This is a genomic window from Hydrogenophaga sp. FG152 (assembly GCF_057809615.1).
On the sequence record NZ_JBMDKH010000004.1, the window covers coordinates 63,995 to 84,620 of the forward strand.

Here is a 20,626-nt window from a genome sequence, read left to right on the forward strand (position 1 = left end):
ATAGACCTCCGTAAGCTCGATTCAAACCAACAGGAGACAACAATGTCAGCGAATGACGCTCTCAATGCCCGTGGTGCCGCCGATGCGGATTCCCAGGAAACCCGTGAGTGGATGGAGGCGCTGGCCGCCGTCATCGAGCGCGAGGGCCCCGAGCGCGCGCACTTCCTGCTCGAACAGCTGCTGGAGGAAGCCCGCCAGCACAGCATCGACCTGCCGTTCTCGGCCACCACCGGTTACGTCAACACCATCGAGCCCAACCAGGAAGAGCGCTGCCCGGGCAACATCGAGATCGAAGAACGTCTGCGCGCCTACATGCGCTGGAACGCCATGGCCATGGTGGTCAAGGCCAACCGCCACAACCCCGAGGATGGGGGCGACCTGGGCGGTCACATTGGTTCGTTCGCCTCGCTGGCCCACATGTTCGGCGCCGGCTTCAACCACTTCTGGCATGCCGAGAGCGAGAACCACGGCGGCGATTGCCTCTACATCCAGGGACACGTGTCCCCCGGTGTGTACGCCCGCGCCTACCTGGAAGGCCGCCTGACCGAAGAGCAGTTGCTCAATTTCCGTCAGGAAGTCAACGGCAAAGGGCTGTCGAGCTACCCGCACCCCAAGCTCATGCCCGAGTTCTGGCAGTTCCCCACGGTGTCCATGGGCCTGGGCCCGCTGATGGCGATCTACCAGGCGCGTTTCCTGAAGTACCTGCATGCCCGTGGCATTGCCAACACCGAGAACCGCAAGGTCTGGGTGTTCTGCGGCGACGGCGAGATGGACGAAGTCGAGTCGCTGGGCGCCATCAGCCTGGCCGCCCGTGAAAACCTGGACAACCTGATCTTCGTGGTGAACTGCAACCTGCAGCGCCTGGACGGCCCGGTGCGCGGCAACGGCAAGATCATCCAGGAGCTCGAAGGCGAGTTTCGCGGCTCCGGCTGGAACGTGATCAAGCTGCTGTGGGGCAGCGAGTGGGACTCGCTGCTGGCGCGCGACAAGGACGGCGCGCTGCGCAAGATCATGATGGACACGGTCGATGGCGACTACCAGTCGTTCAAGGCCAACGACGGCGCCTACGTGCGCAAGCATTTCTTCGGCCGCGATCCCAAGACGCTGGAGATGGTCGCCCACCTGAGCGACAACGACATCTGGAACCTCAAGCGCGGCGGCCACGACCCCCAGAAGGTCTATGCGGCCTACCACAAGGCGGTCAACCACAAGGGCCAGCCCACCGTGCTGCTGATCAAGACCGTCAAGGGTTTTGGCATGGGCAAGGCGGGCGAGGGCAAGAACACGGTCCACCAGACCAAGAAGCTCACGGACGAGGACATCAAGATCTTCCGCGACCGCTTCAACCTTCCGATCCCGGACAGCGAACTCTCCAAGATCCCGTTCTACAAGCCGGCCGAAGACACGCCGGAAATGAAGTACCTGCACGAGCGTCGCCAGGCCCTGGGCGGCTACCTGCCCAAGCGCCGCGTGAAGGCCGATGAAAGCTTCACCGTGCCCTCGCTCGACACCTTCAAGGCCGTGCTCGACCCCACGGCCGAAGGCCGCGAGATCTCGACCACGCAGGCCTACGTGCGCTTCCTCACCCAGCTGCTGCGCGACCAAGCCCTGGGACCGCGCATCGTGCCCATCCTGGTGGATGAAGCCCGCACCTTCGGCATGGAAGGCCTGTTCCGTCAGGTCGGCATCTACAACCCGCACGGTCAGCAGTACACCCCGGTCGACAAGGACCAGGTGATGTACTACAAGGAAGACAAGGCCGGCCAGATCCTGCAGGAAGGCATCAACGAAGCCGGCGGCATGAGCAGCTGGATCGCGGCGGCCACGAGCTACAGCACGAGCAACCGCATCATGGTGCCGTTCTACGTGTACTACTCCATGTTCGGCTTCCAGCGCATCGGCGACCTCGCCTGGGCGGCGGGCGACATGCAGGCGCGCGGCTTCCTGCTGGGCGGCACCTCGGGCCGCACCACGCTCAACGGCGAAGGCCTGCAGCACGAAGACGGCCACAGCCACATCCTGGCCGGCACGATCCCGAACTGCATCAGCTACGACCCGACCTTCGCGCACGAAGTGGCGGTGATCCTGCACCACGGCTTGAAGCGCATGGTGGAGAAGCAGGACAACGTCTTCTACTACCTGACGCTGCTCAACGAGAACTATCCCATGCCCGGCCTGCAGCCCGGCACGGAGGAGCAGATCATCAAGGGCATGTACTACTGCAAGCAGGCGCCGGCCCTCAAGAAGGACGCGCCCAGCGTGCAACTGCTGGGCAGCGGCACCATCCTGCGCGAGAGCATCGCCGCGCAGGAACTGCTGGAGAAGGACTGGGGTGTGAGCGCCGGCGTGTGGAGCTGCCCGAGCTTCAACGAACTGGCCCGTGACGGCCAGGACGCCGACCGCTGGAACCTGCTGCACCCGACCGAAACGCCGCGCGTGCCCTTCGTGGCGCAGCAACTGAGCGCCACCACCGGCCCGGTGATCGCATCCACCGACTACATGAAGAACTACGCGGAGCAGATCCGCCCCTTCATTCCCAAGGAGCGCACGTACAAGGTGCTGGGCACCGACGGTTTCGGTCGCAGCGACTTCCGCAGCAAGTTGCGCGAGCACTTCGAGATCAACCGCCACTACATCGTGGTCGCTGCGCTCAAGTCCCTGAGCGAAGAGGGCAAGCTGCCGGTGGCCAAGGTGGCCGAAGCGATCAAGAAGTACGGCATCAACGCCGACAAAGTGAACCCGCTGTACGCGTAATCCGGAGACAAGAACATGGCACTGATTGATGTGAAGGTCCCGGACATCGGGGACTTTGATGAAGTGGCGGTCATCGAGCTGCTGGTGAAGGTGGGTGACACGGTCAAGGCCGAGCAGTCGCTGATCACGGTCGAGTCCGACAAGGCCTCGATGGAGATCCCTTCCAGCACGGCCGGCGTGGTCAAGGAGCTCAAGGTGGCGCTGGGCGACAAGGTCAAGCAAGGTTCGGTGGTGCTGGTGCTGGAGGCGGCGGGAGAGACCGCAGCTGCTCCGGCTCCAGCGGCGGCACAGGCTGCGGCCGCTGCACCGGCCTCGACCCCTGCGGCACCGGCTGCCGCGCCTGCGGCGGCGCCCGCCGCAGCCGCCGGCCCGGTCGAGGTGCGTGTGCCCGACATCGGCGACTTCAAGGACGTCGCGGTGATCGAGGTGCTGGTCAAGCCTGGCGACAAGATCGCGGTGGAGCAGAGCCTGATCACGGTCGAGTCCGACAAGGCCTCGATGGAGATCCCGTCTTCGGCCGCTGGTGTGCTCAAGGAGCTCAAGGTCAAGATCGGCGACACCGTGAACATCGGTGACCTGCTGGCGATTCTGGAAGGCGCCGCCGCCCCGGCCGCAGCGCCGGCGCCCGCCGCCGCACCGACGGCCGCGCCCACGGCACCTGCTGCCGCTGCGGCAGCACCCCAGGCCGCCACGGCATCGGCGCCCGCCGCCGCCGCACCGGCCCACAACCCCACTGCCACGGCGCCGCTGGGCCTGCCCCACGCCTCGCCCTCGGTGCGCAAGTTCGCCCGTGAACTCGGTGTGCCGCTGGAAGAGGTCAAGGGCAGCGGTCCCAAGGGCCGCATCGTGCTCGACGACGTGCAAGGTTTCACCAAGGCCGTGATGGCCGGCGCCACGCAGACCAAGGCGCAGGCGGCCAAGGCCCCGGCTGGCGGTGGTGGCGACGGTGCCGGCCTGGGTCTGATCCCCTGGCCCAAGGTCGACTTCGCCAAGTTCGGCCCGATCGAGCGCAAGGAGATGGGCCGCATCAAGAAGATCAGCGGCGCCAACCTGCTGCGCAACGCGGTCATGATCCCGGCGGTCACCAACCACGACGACGCCGACATCACCGACCTCGAAGCCTTCCGCGTGTCCACCAACAAGGAAAACGAGAAGAGCGGCGTGAAAGTCACCATGCTCGCTTTCCTGATCAAGGCCTGCGTGGCCGCGCTCAAGAAATTCCCTGAATTCAACAGCTCGATCGACGGTGACGCCCTGATCTACAAGCAGTTCTGGCACATCGGCTTCGCGGCCGACACGCCCAACGGCCTGATGGTCCCGGTGATCAAGGACGCCGACAAGAAGGGCGTGCTGCAGATCAGCCAGGAAATGGGCGAGCTCGCCAAGAAGGCGCGCGAAGGCAAGCTGAGCCCGGCCGAGATGAGCGGGGCGACCTTCACCATCTCCAGCCTGGGCGGCATCGGCGGGCGCTACTTCACGCCCATCATCAACGCGCCCGAAGTGGCCATCCTCGGCGTGTGCAAGAGCACCATGGAGCCGGTGTGGGACGGCAAGGCCTTCCAGCCGCGCCTGATGCTGCCGCTCTCGCTGACCTGGGACCACCGCGTGATCGACGGCGCCGCCGCCGCGCGCTTCAACGTGTACCTCGGCCAGATCCTCAGCGACTTCCGTCGCGTGTTGCTGTAAAGGAGCGCGCAGATGGCAATCATCGATATCCAGGTCCCCGACATCGGCGACTTTGACGAAGTGGCGGTGATCGAGTTGCTGGTCAAACCCGGCGACACGGTCAAGGCCGAGCAAAGCCTGATCACCGTGGAGTCCGACAAGGCCTCGATGGAAATTCCGTCTTCCCAGGCGGGCGTGGTCAAGGAGCTCAAGGTCAAGCTGGGCGACAAGGTCAAGCAGGGCAGCGTGGTGCTGACGCTTGAAGCCGCTGGTGAGGCCGCTGCCGCGCCCGCCGCCAGCGCAACGGCACCCGCGCCGCAAGCGGCACCCGCCGCGGCGCCGGCTGCGGCCCCGGTGGCTGCGCCGACCGCCGCCAGCTTTGGCGGCAGCGCCGATCTCGAGTGCGACGTGGTCGTGCTCGGTGGTGGTCCCGGCGGCTACAGCGCGGCTTTCCGCGCGGCCGACCTGGGCCTGAAGGTCGTGCTGGTCGAGCGCTACGCCACCCTGGGTGGCGTGTGCCTGAACGTGGGTTGCATTCCGTCCAAGGCGCTGCTGCACGTGGCGGCGGTGATGGACGAGGTCAGCCACATGGCGGCGCTGGGCGTGGAGTTCGGTCGCCCGGTGGTCAACATCGAGAAGCTGCGCGGCCACAAGGAAAAGGTGATCGGCAAGCTCACCGGTGGCCTGGCCGCCATGGCCAAGATGCGCAAGGTCACGACCGTGCGCGGTGTCGGCTCCTTCGTGGGCGCCAACCACCTGGAAGTGGAAGAGACCACGGGAGCCACCGGTCAGGAGAAAACCGGCAAGAAGCAGGTGATCGGCTTCAAGAAAGCCATCATCGCGGCCGGCTCACAGGCTGTGCGCCTGCCTTTCATGCCAGACGATCCGCGCGTGGTGGACAGCACTGGCGCGTTGGCGCTCAAGGAAGTGCCCAAGCGCATGCTGATCCTGGGCGGCGGCATCATCGGCCTGGAAATGGGCACCGTCTATAGCACCCTGGGCGCGCGCCTGGACGTGGTGGAAATGCTCGACGGTCTGATGCAGGGCGCGGACCGCGACCTCGTGAAGATCTGGCAGAAGATGAACGCGCCGCGCTTCGACAACATCATGCTCAAGACCAAGACGGTGTCGGCCAAGGCCACATCGGCGGGCATCGAGGTGACGTTCGAGAGTGCCGAGCCGGGTGGCACGGCGCCCGCGCCGCAAACCTACGACCTGGTGCTGCAGGCCGTGGGCCGCACGCCCAATGGCAAGAAGATCGGCGCCGAGAAGGCCGGTGTGGCGGTGACCGACCGGGGCTTCATCAACGTCGACATCCAGATGCGCACCAACGTGCCCAACATCTTCGCCATTGGCGACATCGTGGGCCAGCCCATGCTGGCGCACAAGGCGGTGCATGAGGCGCACGTGGCGGCCGAGGTGATCGCGGGTGAACTGCAGGGCAACAAGGAGCTGGCCAGCGCGGCGTTCAACGCGCGCGTCATTCCGAGCGTGGCCTACACCGACCCCGAGGTGGCCTGGGTGGGTCTCACCGAGGACCAGGCCAAGGCGCAGGGCATCAAGGTCAAGAAGGGCTTGTTCCCCTGGACGGCCTCGGGCCGCGCCATCGCCAACGGCCGCGACGAAGGCGTGACCAAGCTGCTGTTCGACGACTCGCCCGAGGCCCATGGTCACGGCAAGATCCTGGGCGGCGGCATGGTGGGCACGCACGCGGGCGACATGATCGGCGAGATCGCCCTCGCCATCGAGATGGGCGCGGACGCAGTGGACATTGGCAAGACCATCCACCCCCACCCCACGCTGGGCGAGAGCATCGGCATGGCGGCGGAGATCGCCCACGGCTCCTGCACGGACGTGCCGCCGCAGCGCAAGTAAGCGCCGCGATGCCGGCCAAAAAGAAGCCGCCAGCCCTCACGGGTCGGCGGCTTTTTTAGTGGGCCGCGTTCAGCGGGCAGGGACGCGGCTGGCCAGCGGCGCGCTGCGGTAGTCGGGCAGCAGCTTGCAGGTGTCGCCGTACGCGGCCTCGTAGCCCTTGCAGAGCGTGGCCACCGTCTGGGGCGTGGGCTTCTCGTTCTTGTCGATCCAGTTGAGCAGGGCGGTGAACAGCGCGGGGTACTGTGGATCGCTCAGATAGCTGTGCTCGGATTCGTCGCTGAAGGTCTGCACCAGCAGGTTGCCCTTGCCCGCGCGATCCAGTGTCTCGCGGTAGGCGGACGAGAGTTCGACGAATGCGGTCGGATCGTTGACGGCGTGCAGCGAGAGCACGGGCATGTTGATCCGGCCTTCGGGGTCGCTGTCCTTCGCCAGCTCGGCCACGGCCGCCGGGTCGGCGGTGTAGCGCAGCACGCCGGCGTTCAGGGCTGCGTCGTCGGTGGAGCCGGTGTACCGCACGTTGGCGTTGTTGAACGGGTTGCGGTTGCCCAGGCGCAGCTGCGTCAGGTCGCGGAACAGCCAGGTCGCCCAGTTGAGGTGGGCGATCAGCGAGCGTTCCGGGATCTTGATGACGTTGACGATGTTGGCGAGGTTGGTCTTCTGCTGTTCGGTGCGTTGCGCGGCGGGCTTGCGCACGCCGGTGCATTCGTCCACGCGATTGGCCAGTTCGGCGCGCGTGAGCTTGGCGTCCATGGGCAGGCCCTGCCACAGCGGGTATTGGGGCTCGTCTGCCTTCGGGTGGTTCTTGCACACGTACTGGTAGACCACGCGCAAGTCGATCCGGAAGTCGTAGGCGCGGGTGCCGCCGCCCAGCATGCCGCTGGTGAGCAGCATGCCGTCGTAAGGACCTTTGACGGGTCCGTTGGGGCCGTCTACCGTGGCGTACAGTTCGGCGCCCTTGGCGGCGACCGAGCCGCCGTAGCTTTGCCCGTGCAGGATGGTGCGGCGGGGTGGGCCGAAATGCTTCACGAAGACGCGGCGCACGCGCTCGGTGTCCTCGGCCGCCATGCTCACGCCAAAGCCCCCCCGGCGGTAGGTGGCGCCCGCCCAGGCGTGGCCGGCCTTGACGGTCACGGCCCAGCGTTTGAGGTCTTCCTCGCCGCGCGCGAGCGTGGCCGGTCCGGTGTCGGCGGGGCCTCCATGGGCATGCACGACGAGCACGCCGGTTTCAGGTTTCCAACCGGCGGGCAGGGCGATCCAGTAGAAGCCACCGAGCCCGTCTTCGCCGGTGTGGCAGGTGGCACCGGCCGGCACTTCGGCGGGGCAGGCGCGGGGCTGAGGGTCGGTGGGCACCTGGGCGATGGCGCCACCGCTGTGGCCGGCGAGGGCCGCCAGCGCCAGCAGCGCGATGGGGCGAAGGGGCATGAAAGGTCTCCAGTGGTTGTTCGAATCCACGCGGACGATAGGTGCGCCGCCACCCCATGTCAAATATACTGAAATCCGAGTTTCAATACCTTTCAGATATGGAAATCAGGCACCTGCGCTACTTCCTGGCCGTCGCCGAGGCCGGCCACATGACGCGCGCGGCCGAGCGCCTGGGCATCCAGCAGCCGCCATTGAGCCTGCAGATCAAGGCACTGGAAAAGGAGCTCGGCGTTGCCTTGTTCCACCGCCATCCCAAGGGCGTGGCGTTGTCGGACGCCGGGCGCCTGTTCGAGCGGGAAGCGCGCCAGCTGGTGGACGACATGGCGGCCATGGAGCAGCGCATGGCGCGCGTGGCGCGCGGCGAACTCGGTGTGCTCCATGTCGGCTTCACCAGCTCCGCCGCCGCGCATGCTTTCACCCCCGAGGCCTTGCGCGCCTGCCGGCGGGCCTGGCCCGGCATCGCACTGTCGATCCGCGAAGACCACGCGGCCGGCATCACCGAGGCGGTGGCGGCGGGGCGGCTGCATTGCGGTCTGATCCGCGTGCCGGTGTCGCAGCCCGAGAGCCTGACCTTCGAGGTGCTGCTGCGCGAGCCGGTGCTGGTGGCGCTGCCCGCAGACCACGCCTTGGCGCGACGCCGGTCGGGCGCGCTGGCGTTGGCGGACCTGCGCGAGGAGGGCTTCATCCTGGTGCGGCAGCCCGGTGCCCCGGGGCTGTACGCCAACCTGCTGGCGCTGTGCGAATCCCATGGTTTTCGTCCGCGCATTGCCGCCGAGGTCGAGCGCATGGTGACCAGCCTGAACCTGGTGGCCGCTGGCGCGGGCATCGCGGTCGTGCCGACCTCCATGAGCGGCCTGCATCCCCACGCGGTCGTCTATCTGCCCTTGCGCGAAGGCACGCCGTTGGATGCGCCCCTGACCTTGGTGTACCGCTCGGCCGAAGCCTCCGGCCCGGCCGCGCATTTCCTCAAGATCGCCCGGGACACGGCGCGCAAGGCCCAGGCGCGCACGCGACGGGGGCGCACCGCGACATGAGAGGAGGGCTGTCGCGTCGGCAAGCGATCCCGGCGCTGCTGGCACTGGCAGGCGCCGTCGGTCCACGGGCCAGCCGTGCGCAGCCCGGGTGGCCGTCTCAGCCTTTGCGCATCATCGTCGTGTATCCACCGGGTGGGCTCAGCGATGGCGTCGCGCGCGCGCTGGCCGAGCGCCTGTCGTGGCAACTCGGCGTGGCGGTGCGGGTGGAAAACCGGGGCGGTGGCGGCGGCAGCGTGGGGCTGCAAGCGCTGGCGCGCGCGCCAGCCGACGGGCACACGCTGGCCTTCTCGGCGGTCAGCCCCTTGACCCTGCGCCCGCACCTCGGTGCGGTGGGCTACGACCCGTTTCGAGACATCGAGCCGGTGGCCAGCGTGATGTACACGCCCGTGCTGCTGGTGGGCACGCCAACCTTCACCGGCCGGGGCTTTGCGGACCTGCTTGTGCAAGCCAAAGCCCATCCAGGCGCGCTGCGCTGGGCCACCTCCGGCCTGGCCACCGCCGGCCATCTGGTGCTGGAACAGGTGCAGCTGGGCAGCCGCGTGGCGGTCACGCACATCCCCTACAAGGGCGGAGGCCAGCAACTCACCGATGCGCTGGGCGGGCAGTTCGAGTTGCTGTCGACCAATGTGGCTCCCGCGCAGCTGGCCCACATCGAGGCCGGCCGCTTCAAGCCCCTGGCCGTGGGCGCGCCTCAGCGCCTGGACGTCTTGCCGCAGGTGCCCACGTTTGCCGAACTGGGGCTGCCCCAGGCCAACGTCACGTCCTTGTTCGGGCTGTTCGCGCCGGGTGGAACGCCGACGCGCGTGCTGGACCGGCTGAATGCGGAAATCAACGCCGCGGTGCAGACGCCGCCCATCCGGGAGCGGCTGCTGGCGTCGGACAACCTGCCCGCGCTTGGCGACCGCCCTTCCTTCGCGCGCCGCATTGCCGAGGAATGGCGCAGCAACCACCAGCTCAAGGGCGCGAACATCAAGATGGAGTGAGCGTCGGGGTGGCGACGCAGTGGCCGTGACGGCCTGGAAAGCTCAGGGGGCCTTGTCGGCCACTTCCACTCGGCGCGCGCCGTTGAAGCGCTTGTTCCAGTAGGCCATGCGCATGTCTTCCATGCGCACCTGGGCACCGCTGCGCGGGGAGTGGATGAACTTGCCGTCGCCAACATAGATGCCGACGTGGCTGAAGGCACGGCGCATGGTGTTGAAAAACACCAGGTCGCCGGGCTTGAGTTCGCTGCGGTCGATGGTCTGCGTGGCCGCGGCCTGTTCATCGGAGCGGCGGGGCAGGATCTTGCCCAGGGATTGCTCGTACACCGCGCGAACGAAGCCGCTGCAGTCAAAACCCGTCTCGGCGCTGTTGCCGCCGTAGCGGTACGGCACATCGAGGAAGGCCATGGCATTGATGACGAGGCTGGACGCCTGTTCGCTCACCGTGTCGCGGGCATGCTGCACTTGTTGGCCGATGCGCGCCATCAGGCCCTTGTCGCTGAGCAGCGAGTCCATGTCTTCATAGCCGTTGGCGGTGCCCGGCGCGGCGTGGGCCACGGCCGAACCGCACAGCAGAAGAATGGGGAGCCAGCGCAACATAGGGCGTGAGGGTATCGGCGCTGCTGCTGGAAGTCAAGCGAGAATCGAGCGCCAACCCTTTGATTTACAACCACTTTCGTATTCACTTCCTGGCCAGCGGGGTGGCTCGCGACGGAAGGCTGCTGGTGACCGACGGAAGATCGACCATCACGGGCTGGCCGGGCGTGGTGCAGCCGGTGTCGCAGCACTTGCCGGGTTGCCGGTTTTTCGTGATGGCGCGTGCCGGGTCGTGAGGCGATGCGGCGGCGCTGCCGTCGGCCGCAACGCCGCGTTCCAACAGGCGTTCGACCAGCTCGACCTTGTTGCCCACCGGGTAGTTGCGCCAGATTTCCTGTTTCATGGCGGCCGGTGAACCGCCGCCGTGCAGGCTGATCACGCTGTACCAGCCACCCTGGTAGCCAGCGGTCAGGTCTTCCAGGAAACGAGCCGTCTGGATTCGCTGCTCGTAAGGCACGTCGGGGTTGGCACGCAGCACGTCCGAGAGTTTCGCGCCGGTCTCGGGGTTGTGGTCTTCGTCCGGGCCGGGCAGGGTGACGATCAGGCCGCCGCTCACGTAGTGGGCGATGCGGTGCATGTCGTAGATCTGCGTGGCCAGCAGCAGCTTGCCGATGTTGGAGAAGACGGGGTCGGGCATGAAGGTCTGGCTGTGCGGGTCGGCCTTGCCATAGACGCTGGCCGCCACGCCGCAGGCGTAGAAGCCCTCGGTGATGGTGATCAGTTCCACCATCTGTTCACGCAGATGCGTTTCCCGCCCCGGGTCGAAGCCGTTGGCTTCGCACATGAGCGCCCCGGCGCCGATGAGCAGGTCGCCGAAGCCGGCGCGCGCGCCGATGCAGGTGTGGCGGTGGTGGGTGGCGTAGCTGTAGGTGAGGTGGCTGGAGTGCTCCCACTCGCCGGCGTAGAACACGTTGTCCCAGGGCACGAACACCCGGTCGAAGATGCAGACGCCGGTGCTCTGCCCGTACTTGCGGCTGAACAGGGCTTCGCCATGTTCGACCTTTTCGCCGGGCCGGCCGGCAGGGCGAGCGACGATGGTCAGGCCGGGTGCGTCGATGGGCACGGCGCAGCAAACCGCGAAGTCGGCGTCCTCTCGGCCCATGTGGCGGCACGGCATCACCAGCAGTTCGTGGACGTAGGGCGCGCCGGTGACGATGGCCTTGGTGCCGCTGATGACGATGCCGCGTGCGTTTCTCTCCACCACGTGCACGTAGCTGTCCACGTTGGCCTGCTCGTGCGGACGGCGGCTGCGGTCGCCCTTGGCATCGGTCATGGCCACGCCCAGGGTCAGGTCCTGGTCCTGCACGCGGTGCAGGTAGTTCAGGAAGCGCTGGGTGTGCTCGGTGGTCCCGCGGGCATCGTCGATGCGGGCCGAGACCTGGCCGATGGCATTGAGCGCGTCGTGCGTGAGGTAGCGCTGGGCGCAACCGGTCTCCTGGCACACCAGGCGCACGGCTTCCAGCTTGTTGAGCAGGTCGCCGCTGCTGGTGTTGATGTGGCTGAGGCGGTTCACCCGACGGCCACTGGTCTGCTGGACCGCCGTCATCAGCGGCGCGTACCGGGCTTGGAGGGCCAAGTCATAGGTGAGGGCGATGGCGTTGATCCCGGGTTGCAAGGCCGGTTCGTCGGCCACGCTGTCCACCGCGCACCCGTCCACGAACACGCGCGGCTTGCGCTCGCGCAGGGATTCGCGGAAATCTGCGCCGCTCATGAGGGTGGGGGGGTGAGTCAGGGCGTCATTCATGGGATGGATGCCTCGTGGATCGATGGATGGTTGATGAATTTTTTACCTGCCGAGCAGCAATTTAAACAACGTTCAATAATTTATGCAAACGTTTAATTTTGGCGGCGCATGTTCGTCAGGGCGATAAACTGCGCGCATGGACGTCCATTTGCATGAACTGATCCCCGTGCCCTCGGAAGCCGAGGCAGAGGCCGCGCGAGAACAACAACGCCAACGGCAGCTGCGCCAGGCAGCGCAGTCGGATTCCCGGCGCGCCCTGGTGTTGGAAGCGGCGCGCAGTGTCTTCGCCGAAAAGGGCGTGGACGGCGCTAGCATCCGGGAAATCGCCAAGCGGGCGGCGTACACACCAGGGGCGATCTACAGCTACTTCGAGAGCAAGGAGGCGATCTACGCCGCGTTGCTGGCCGAATCGCTGGAGCGGCTGAACCAGGAGGTGGCTGCCGCCAAGCCGCCCAAACCCCAACCCCAGGCGATGCTCGCGGCCAAGGCGCAGGCCTGGTTCGGCTTCTACGCCCGCAACCCTCGCGATCTGGACCTGGGCTTCTACTTGGTGCAGGGGCTGGCCCCACGGGGCCTGACCAGCGAACTGAACCAGCAGCTCAACAGCCGCCTGCACGACGCCCTGCATCCTTGCGAACAGGCCTTGCAGGCCATGGGGCTCTCGCCCGAAGCCGCGCTGCGCGAGAACACCGCGCTCTTCGCCCATGGGGTGGGTTTGCTGCTGTTGCAGCACACCGGCCGCATCCGCATGTTCGGGCAGTCCCCTGACGCGCTGTTCCAGGCCTATGTGGACCAGCTCGTGGCCCGGTTGAGCCCGGGCGATGGCGCTTCAGCGGGTGAACCGGGGCAGGCCGATCTGTTCGGGGGTTGAGGGCATTCGCGGCCACCCCGACCGGCCCTGCGAAAATCCCCGCTTCTCCCCGAAGCCTTAGACGTGAAAGACAAACCGATGCTGCTGGACGCCTCCGATTCCCAACTGGTGCTGGTGGACTACCAGGTCCGCCTGATGCCCGCCATCTTCGAAGGCCCTCAAGTGCTGGCCAATGCCCTGCGCCTGGCGCGCATGGCCCAGGCCCTGCGGGTGCCCACCTGGGGCACCGAGCAGAACCCCGAAAAACTGGGACCCAACCCGCCCGAGCTGCGCGAGCTGTGCCAGAAGACCCTGTCCAAGATGCACTTCGGCGCCGTCTCCGATGGCCTGGCCGACTGGTTGCGCCCTCCCGCGCGTCAGCAGGCGTCCGGCAATGCGCGCAGCCTGCCCAAGCACCTGCAGAAGCCGGCGGCGGCACCAGTCTCGGAGCGCCAGACTGTCGTCGTGGCGGGCTGCGAGGCCCATGTGTGCCTGCTGCAGACCGCGCTGGAGCTGATCGAGCAGGAGTTCGACGTCTGGGTGGTGACGGATGCCTGCAGCTCGCGCACCGAGCGCAACCGAGACGCCGCCTTCGACCGCCTGGCCGGCGCGGGCGCCGAGCTGGTGACCACGGAGATGGTGGCGTTCGAGTGGCTGCGCACGGCCGAGCACCCCGCGTTCCGCGATATCCAGGCCTTGATCAAATAAGAGAAGCGTGCAGCGGCGCAGGGCGGCGGCCTTGCGCCGTGTCAGCCTCGCGCAAGCGGGCTCAGCATAATTATGAATTCACTTTAGTGCGCGACTTTAGGTCCATCAGCTGCAGGAGACATTCATATGAGTCAGGGCTACGCCGAGTTCTACCGCCGCTCCATCGAGGACCGCGATGCCTTCTGGACCGAACAGGCCGCGCTGGTGGACTGGCACAAACCGTTCGACCGGGTCTGCAACCACGACCACCCGCCGTTCGCGCACTGGTTCGAGGGTGGGCTGACCAACCTGTGCCACAACGCGGTGGACCGCCACCTTCAGGATCGCGCCGATCAGAACGCGCTGATCTATGTGTCGACCGAGACCGACACCGAGCGCACCTACAGCTTCCGCGAATTGCATGCCGAGGTGCAGCGCATGGCGGCGGTGCTGCTGGCGCAGGGCGTGAAGAAGGGCGATAGGGTGTTGATCTACATGCCCATGATTCCCGAAGCCACCTTCGCCATGCTGGCCTGCGCGCGCATCGGCGCCATTCACTCGGTGGTGTTCGGCGGTTTCGCGAGCCATTCGCTGGCCAACCGCATTGACGATGCCTCCCCCGTGGCCATCGTGAGCGCCGATGCAGGGTCGCGCGGTGGCAAGGTGGTCGAGTACAAGCCGCTGCTGGACGAGGCCCTTCGCCTGTCCAGCCACAAGCCGGCGTCGGTGGTCCTGGTCAATCGGGGCCTGGCGCCGATGTCCCTGGTGCCCGGGCGCGACCACGACTACACCGCTCTGCGTGAGCAGCACCTGAACGCGCAGGTGCCCTGCGAATGGATGGAGTCCACCGCGATCAGCTACACGATCTACACCAGCGGCACCACAGGCAAGCCCAAGGGCGTGCAGCGCGATACCGGGGGCTACCTGGTGGCGCTGGCAGCGAGCATGAAGCACATCTTCATGGGCGAACCCGGTGAGACCTATTTCTCCACCAGCGACATTGGCTGGGTGGTGGGCCACAGCTACATCGTCTACGGCCCGCTGATCGCCGGCATGGCGACCATCCTGTACGAAGGCCTGCCGATCCGGCCCGATGGTGGCATCTGGTGGCGGCTGGTCGAGAAGTACAAGGTGACGGTGATGTTCAGCGCGCCCACCGCGGTGCGCGTGCTCAAGAAGCAGGACCCGGCCTACCTGAAGCAGTACGACCTCTCCAGCCTCAAGGCGTTGTTTCTCGCTGGCGAACCCTTGGACGAGCCCACGGCGCGCTGGATCAGCGACGGCCTGGGCGTGCCCATCATCGACAACTACTGGCAGACCGAGAGCGGCTGGCCCATCCTCACCATCGCCAACGGGGTCGAGAAGAAGCCCAGCAAGTTCGGCAGCCCGGGGGTGCCGATGTATGGCTACAGCGTCAAGCTCCTGCATGAGTCCACCGGTGAAGAGCTCACCGGCGCCGATGAGAAGGGCGTGGTGGTGATCGAGGGGCCAACGCCTCCCGGCTTCATGCAGACCGTGTGGAAGGACGACGCGCGTTTTGTCAACACCTACTGGAAGAGCATCCCGGGCAAGCTGGTCTACAGCACCTTCGACTGGGGCATCCGTGACCAGGACGGGTACTTCTACATCCTGGGCCGCACCGACGACGTGATCAACGTGGCGGGCCACAGGCTGGGCACGCGGGAGATCGAAGAGAGCATCTCCAGCCACGCCAACGTGGCGGAGGTGGCGGTGGTGGGCGTGGCCGACCAGCTCAAGGGGCAGGTGGCCATGGCCTTCGTGGTCGCCAAGGACACCTCGGCGCTCGGTGACGAGGCCTCGAAGCTCAAGCTGGAGGGGGAGATCATGAAGCGGGTGGACGAGCAGCTCGGTGCCGTGGCCCGCCCGGCCCGGGTGCGTTTCGTGACCGTGCTGCCCAAGACGCGCAGCGGCAAGCTGCTTCGCCGGGCCATCCAGGCGGTCTGCGAAGGCCGCGATCCGGGCGATCTCACGACCATGGACGATCCCGCCGCGCTGCAGCAGATCAAGGATCTGCTGGCCTGAACCGCAGGGGCGGCCTTGCCGGCGTTCCGGTCGCGTTGGCAAGGCATGGTGGTTCGGGATGTTTGTAAGTACAATTCATGCTTATATTTACACGAGCAACGACCGCCATGGAACAGATGATCGCGTCCGAAGGCCAAGTGGAAAAAGTCCGCGTGTTTGAACTCGCGGCCGAACTCTTCGGCGTGCTCGCCACCCCCATGCGGCTGCGCATCCTCAGTGCGCTCTGCGACAAGGAGAAGTCGGTTTCCCAGCTGTTGCAGGAAATCGACACCACCCAGCCCAATCTGTCGCAGCACCTGAACCTGCTTTACCGCGCGGGCGTGCTGGCCAAGCGCAAGGACGGTACGCAGGTGATCTACCGCGTGCAGAGCGAAAAGGCCGTCACCCTGTGCCGCACGGTCTGCACCCAGATCGCGATCGAGATGGACGAGCCGAGCTCGGTGCCGGCCTCCGAGCGCCTCTCGCCCCGCGTCGCGTCCTGACGAACGGCTCCCGCATCGCATCTTTTTACACAGGGCTGTTCCCGCGGTGGCACAATCGCGGGCTGCAGTCAGGTCCTTCCACAGTCACTGTCGCATCCGCCTAACGGTTCAGCCGTGCCGCGGAAGGTTGTCTTAACCAGCTTATGTTTCCCCAAGGGAAACGGAGGTCAGCGGATTTATGAGCGATTCCCAATCGAACGGGGGCAACGTCTATGTTGCCTACAAAGGCAACTCGTACCTCTTCGGCGGCAACGCGCCGTACGTGGAAGAGATGTACGAAAACTACCTGGACAATCCTGGTAGCGTCCCCGAAAACTGGCGCGGTTACTTCGACGCGCTGCAGAACGTCCCCGCTGGTGATGGCACCGACGCCCGCGATGTACCCCACCTGCCCGTCATCAACGCCTTCGCCGAGCGCGCCAAGCAGGGTGGCACCAAGGTCGTCGTGGCCGCAGGTGCCGACTCCGAACTCGCCCGCAAGCGCACCGCCGTCCAGCAGCTGATTGCCGCCTACCGCAATGTCGGTGCCCGCTGGGCCGATCTGGATCCGCTCAAGCGCGCCGAGCGCGACCACATTCCCGAACTCGAACTCTCGTTCTACGGCTTCACCGACGCCGACCTCGAGACCGTGTTCAACACCAGCAACACGTTCTTCGGCAAGGAAACCATGTCCTTGCGCGAGTTGCTCAACGCCTTGCGCGAAACGTACTGCGGCTCCATCGGAGCCGAGTACATGTACATCACCGACCAGAGCCAGAAGCGCTGGTGGCAGGAGCGCCTGGAAGCCACGCGCACCAAGCCAGCCTTCAACGCCGAGAAGAAAAAGCACATCCTCGACCGCCTGACGGCCGCCGAAGGCCTGGAGCGTTTCCTGCACACCAAATACGTGGGGCAGAAGCGTTTCTCGCTGGAAGGTGGCGAGAGCTTCATCGCCTCGATGGACGAGCTGATCAACCAGGCCGGCCAGATCGGCGTGCAGGAAATCGTGATCGGCATGGCCCACCGCGGTCGCCTGAACGTGCTGGTCAACACCCTGGGCAAGATGCCCAAGGACCTGTTTGCCGAGTTCGACCACACCGCGCCCGAAGAGCTGCCCGCCGGTGACGTGAAGTACCACCAGGGCTTCAGCTCCGACGTGACCACCCCCGGTGGCCCGGTGCACCTGTCGCTGGCGTTCAACCCATCGCACCTGGAAATCGTGAACCCGGTCGTGGAAGGTTCGGTGCGCGCCCGCATGGACCGCCGTGGCGACCCGCTGGGCAAGCAGGTGCTGCCGGTGTTGGTGCACGGTGATGCCGCCTTTGCCGGCCAAGGCGTGGTGATGGAAACCCTGGCGCTGGCCGAAACCCGTGGCTATTCCACGGGCGGCACGGTGCACCTGGTGATCAACAACCAGATCGGCTTCACCACCTCCGACCCGCGCGACAGCCGCTCCACGCTGTACTGCTCCGACGTCGTGAAGATGATCGAGGCGCCGGTGCTGCACGTGAACGGCGACGATCCCGAGGCAGTGGTGTTCGCCACCCAGCTGGCGCTCGATTTCCGCATGACCTTCCAGAAGGACGTGGTGGTCGACATTGTTTGCTTCCGCAAGCTGGGCCACAACGAACAGGACACCCCGAGCCTGACGCAGCCGCTCATGTACAAGAAGATCGCGGCCCACCCCGGCACGCGCAAGCTGTACGCCGACAAGCTGGCCGCGCAGGGCCTGGGCGAGACGTTGGGCGACGACATGGTCAAGGCCTACCGTGCCGCGCTGGACGCCGGTCGCCACACGGTGGACCCGGTGCTGACCAACTTCAAGAGCAAGTTCGCGGTCGACTGGAGCCCGTACCTGGGCAAGAAGTGGACCGACAGCGCGGACTCCGCCATCCCCATGGCCGAGTGGAAGCGCCTGTCGGATCGCCTGACCACGATTCCGGACAACGTCACCCCGCACCAGCTGGTGAAGAAGGTGTACGCCGACCGCGCGGCCATGGGCCGTGGCGACATCCCGGTGGACTGGGGCATGGGCGAGCACATGGCTTTTGCCTCGCTGGTGGCCAGCGGCTTCCCCGTGCGCCTCTCGGGCGAGGATTGCGGCCGCGGCACGTTCACGCACCGCCACGCCGTCATCCACGACCAGAACCGCGAGAAGTACGACGAAGGCATCTACGTGCCGCTGCAGAACGTGGCCGACAACCAGGCCCCGTTCGTGGTGATCGACTCGATCCTGTCCGAAGAGGCCGTGCTCGGTTTCGAATACGGCTACGCCTCGAACGACCCGAACACGCTGGTGATCTGGGAAGCCCAGTTCGGCGACTTCGTCAACGGTGCGCAGGTCGTGATCGACCAGTTCATCGCTTCCGGCGAAGTGAAGTGGGGCCGCGTCAATGGCATCACGATGATGCTGCCGCACGGCTACGAAGGCCAGGGCCCGGAGCACAGCTCGGCGCGCCTGGAGCGCTTCATGCAGCTGGCCGCAGACACCAACATGCAGGTCGTGCAGCCCACCACCGCGAGCCAGATCTTCCACGTGCTGCGCCGCCAGATGATTCGCGGCCTTCGCAAGCCGCTGATCATCTTCACGCCCAAGTCGCTGCTGCGCAACAAGGACGCGACCTCGCCGCTGTCCGAGTTCACCAAGGGCGGTTTCCAGACCGTGATCCCGGAGCAGAACGCCGACGTCGTGAAGAAGGCCGAGAAGGTCAAGCGCGTCATCTGCTGCTCGGGCAAGGTGTACTACGACCTCGTCAAGAAGCGCGAAGAGCGCGGCTCGGACGACGTGGCGATCGTGCGCGTGGAGCAGCTGTACCCGTTCCCGCACAAGGTGTTCGGCGCGGAGCTGCGCAAGTACCCCAACGCGACCGACATCGTGTGGTGCCAGGACGAGCCGCAGAACCAGGGCGCCTGGTTCTTCGTGCAGCACTACATCCACGAGAACATGCTTGAGGGTCAGAAGCTGGGCTACGCCGGGCGCGCGGCCTCCGCATCGCCGGCCGTGGGTTACGCCCACCTCCACCAGGAGCAGCAGAAGACGTTGATCGAAGCCGCTTTCGGCAAGCTCAAAGGCTTCATCCTCACCAAGTGAACTGAACGGACCCGAGCCGGTCACCCGACGTTGACGTCCTGTGACCGGCCCGTCCGGCGCACCCCACAAAACCCCCAGGTAGAACACTCATGGCAATCGTAGAAGTCAAAGTTCCGCAACTGTCCGAATCCGTGGCCGAAGCCACCTTGCTGGCATGGAAGAAGAAAGCCGGCGAAGCCGTCGCGGCCGATGAAATCCTGATCGAGATCGAAACCGACAAGGTCGTGCTCGAAGTGCCCGCGCCCGCCGCTGGCGTGCTGGTGGAGCTGGTCCAGGGCGACGGCGCCACCGTGGCCGCCGACCAGCTGATCGCCCGGATCGACACCGCGGCCGTCGCCGGTGCCGCGGCGCCCGCACCCGCTGCTGCGGCGCCTGCTGCCGCCGCTCCCACCGCCGCACCGGCTGCTGCCGCTGCTGCTGCTGCAACATCCCAATCCAAGGCCGGTGTGGCCATGCCCGCTGCCGCCAAGCTGATGGCCGACAACAACCTGGCCGCTGGCTCGGTGGCCGGCACCGGCAAAGACGGCCGCGTGACCAAGGGCGACGTGCTGTCGGCCGTGGCCGCGCCCAAGGCTGCTGCCGCCGCGCCCGTGGCGATCCCCACTGGCGCGCCCACCAAGGTGCTGCCGCAGGTGCCCGTGGTGGCCCCCGACCTGGGCGACCGCCCTGAAGAGCGCGTGGCCATGACCCGCCTGCGCGCGCGCGTGGCCGAGCGTCTGCTGCAATCGCAATCCACCAACGCCATCCTGACCACGTTCAACGAGGTGAACATGGCGCCGGTGATGGAGATGCGCAAGAAGTTCCAGGAGAAGTTCGAGAAGGAACACGGCGTCAAGCTGGGCTTCATGAGCTTCTTCGTGAAGGCCGCGGTGCATGCGCTCAAGAAGTACCCGATCATCAACGCCTCGGTGGACGGCAACGACATCGTCTACCACGGCTACTTCGACATCGGCATCGCCGTCGGTTCGCCCCGCGGCCTGGTGGTGCCCATCCTGCGCAACGCCGACCAGATGAGCTTTGCCGACATCGAGAAGAAGATCGCCGAGTTCGGTCAGAAGGCCAAGGACGGCAAGCTGGGCCTGGACGATCTCACCGGTGGCACGTTCTCGATCTCCAACGGCGGCACCTTCGGCTCCATGCTGTCCACGCCCATCATCAACCCGCCGCAGTCTGCCATCCTGGGCGTGCACGCGACCAAGGACCGCCCGGTGGTGGAAAACGGCCAGATCGTGATCCGCCCGATCAACTACCTCGCCATGTCGTACGACCACCGCATCATCGACGGCCGCGAAGCCGTGCTGGGGCTGGTGGCGATGAAGGAAGCGCTGGAAGACCCGGCCCGCATCCTGTTCGACATCTGATCGATCCTTCTCTTGCCAACGCCCCGCCGCCAGGGGCGTTGGCCCTTTGAATTCAGGAACAC

General features: G+C 66.3%; 14 protein-coding genes. 11 read left to right on the forward strand and 3 right to left on the reverse strand.

All coding sequences use genetic code 11. The features are described from left to right. Positions 1–42 precede the first annotated feature (42 nt). The 3 genes from aceE to lpdA are packed head-to-tail and all read left to right on the forward strand — an operon-like array spanning position 43 to position 6,294. A complete protein-coding gene (gene aceE, locus ACODTB_RS06515) occupies positions 43–2,754 on the forward strand; it encodes a pyruvate dehydrogenase (acetyl-transferring), homodimeric type (RefSeq protein WP_291119529.1) in 2,712 nt (903 codons plus the stop codon). A 15-nt stretch (positions 2,755–2,769) separates the two neighbouring features. Further along, positions 2,770–4,440 (forward strand): dihydrolipoyllysine-residue acetyltransferase, encoded by a 1,671-nt coding sequence (gene aceF, locus ACODTB_RS06520; protein WP_488929182.1) that lies wholly within the window; start codon positions 2,770–2,772, stop codon positions 4,438–4,440. A 12-nt stretch (positions 4,441–4,452) separates the two neighbouring features. After that, positions 4,453–6,294, forward strand: coding sequence for a dihydrolipoyl dehydrogenase (gene lpdA, locus ACODTB_RS06525; RefSeq protein ID WP_291119535.1), 1,842 nt, complete (start codon positions 4,453–4,455; stop codon positions 6,292–6,294). A gap of 69 nt (positions 6,295–6,363) precedes the next feature. Here lpdA and ACODTB_RS06530 read toward each other — a convergent pair whose 3' ends face one another. Beyond that, positions 6,364–7,716 (reverse strand): alpha/beta hydrolase, encoded by a 1,353-nt coding sequence (locus ACODTB_RS06530; RefSeq protein ID WP_291119537.1) that lies wholly within the window; start codon positions 7,714–7,716, stop codon positions 6,364–6,366. 98 nt (positions 7,717–7,814) lie between these two features. On the opposite strand from ACODTB_RS06530, the gene ACODTB_RS06535 reads away from it, so the two are divergent. Then, positions 7,815–8,750 (forward strand): LysR family transcriptional regulator, encoded by a 936-nt coding sequence (locus ACODTB_RS06535; RefSeq protein ID WP_291119540.1) that lies wholly within the window; start codon positions 7,815–7,817, stop codon positions 8,748–8,750. Next, on the forward strand, positions 8,747–9,733 hold the full coding sequence (locus tag ACODTB_RS06540) for a tripartite tricarboxylate transporter substrate-binding protein (protein ID WP_291119546.1): 987 nt from the start codon (positions 8,747–8,749) through the stop codon (positions 9,731–9,733). The genes ACODTB_RS06535 and ACODTB_RS06540 overlap by 4 nt, the downstream gene beginning before the upstream one ends. Before the next feature lie 42 nt (positions 9,734–9,775). Here the strand turns inward: ACODTB_RS06540 and ACODTB_RS06545 are convergent, their stop codons facing one another. Continuing rightward, entirely contained in the window at positions 9,776–10,330 is a 555-nt protein-coding gene (locus ACODTB_RS06545; protein ID WP_488929183.1) for a C40 family peptidase, read from the reverse strand. 82 nt (positions 10,331–10,412) lie between these two features. Continuing rightward, the gene (locus ACODTB_RS06550; RefSeq protein WP_291119553.1) at positions 10,413–12,071 is read right to left on the reverse strand and encodes a 4-hydroxyphenylacetate 3-hydroxylase family protein; all 1,659 of its coding nucleotides are present in this window, start codon (positions 12,069–12,071) and stop codon (positions 10,413–10,415) included. Between the two features lie 136 nt (positions 12,072–12,207). Between ACODTB_RS06550 and ACODTB_RS06555 the strand changes: the two genes are divergently transcribed. The 6 genes from ACODTB_RS06555 (at position 12,208) to odhB (ending at position 20,564) form a co-directional block, all read left to right on the forward strand. Then, positions 12,208–12,942 (forward strand): TetR/AcrR family transcriptional regulator, encoded by a 735-nt coding sequence (locus tag ACODTB_RS06555; RefSeq protein ID WP_291119555.1) that lies wholly within the window; start codon positions 12,208–12,210, stop codon positions 12,940–12,942. A gap of 78 nt (positions 12,943–13,020) precedes the next feature. Beyond that, positions 13,021–13,629 carry an isochorismatase family protein gene (locus ACODTB_RS06560; protein WP_291119605.1) on the forward strand — a complete coding sequence of 203 codons (609 nt, stop codon included), beginning with the start codon at positions 13,021–13,023 and terminating at the stop codon, positions 13,627–13,629. Between the two features lie 126 nt (positions 13,630–13,755). Continuing rightward, positions 13,756–15,651, forward strand: a complete 1,896-nt coding sequence (locus ACODTB_RS06565) for a propionate--CoA ligase (protein ID WP_291119558.1) — start codon at positions 13,756–13,758, stop codon at positions 15,649–15,651. Between the two features lie 107 nt (positions 15,652–15,758). Beyond that, positions 15,759–16,133: an ArsR/SmtB family transcription factor gene (locus ACODTB_RS06570; RefSeq protein ID WP_204731485.1), complete on the forward strand. Its 375-nt coding sequence runs from the start codon at positions 15,759–15,761 to the stop codon at positions 16,131–16,133. Between the two features lie 178 nt (positions 16,134–16,311). After that, positions 16,312–19,203 carry a 2-oxoglutarate dehydrogenase E1 component gene (locus ACODTB_RS06575; RefSeq protein ID WP_291119565.1) on the forward strand — a complete coding sequence of 964 codons (2,892 nt, stop codon included), beginning with the start codon at positions 16,312–16,314 and terminating at the stop codon, positions 19,201–19,203. An 89-nt stretch (positions 19,204–19,292) separates the two neighbouring features. Next, complete coding sequence (odhB, locus tag ACODTB_RS06580; protein WP_291119568.1) at positions 19,293–20,564, forward strand: 2-oxoglutarate dehydrogenase complex dihydrolipoyllysine-residue succinyltransferase; 1,272 nt, start codon at positions 19,293–19,295, stop codon at positions 20,562–20,564. Positions 20,565–20,626 lie beyond the last annotated feature (62 nt).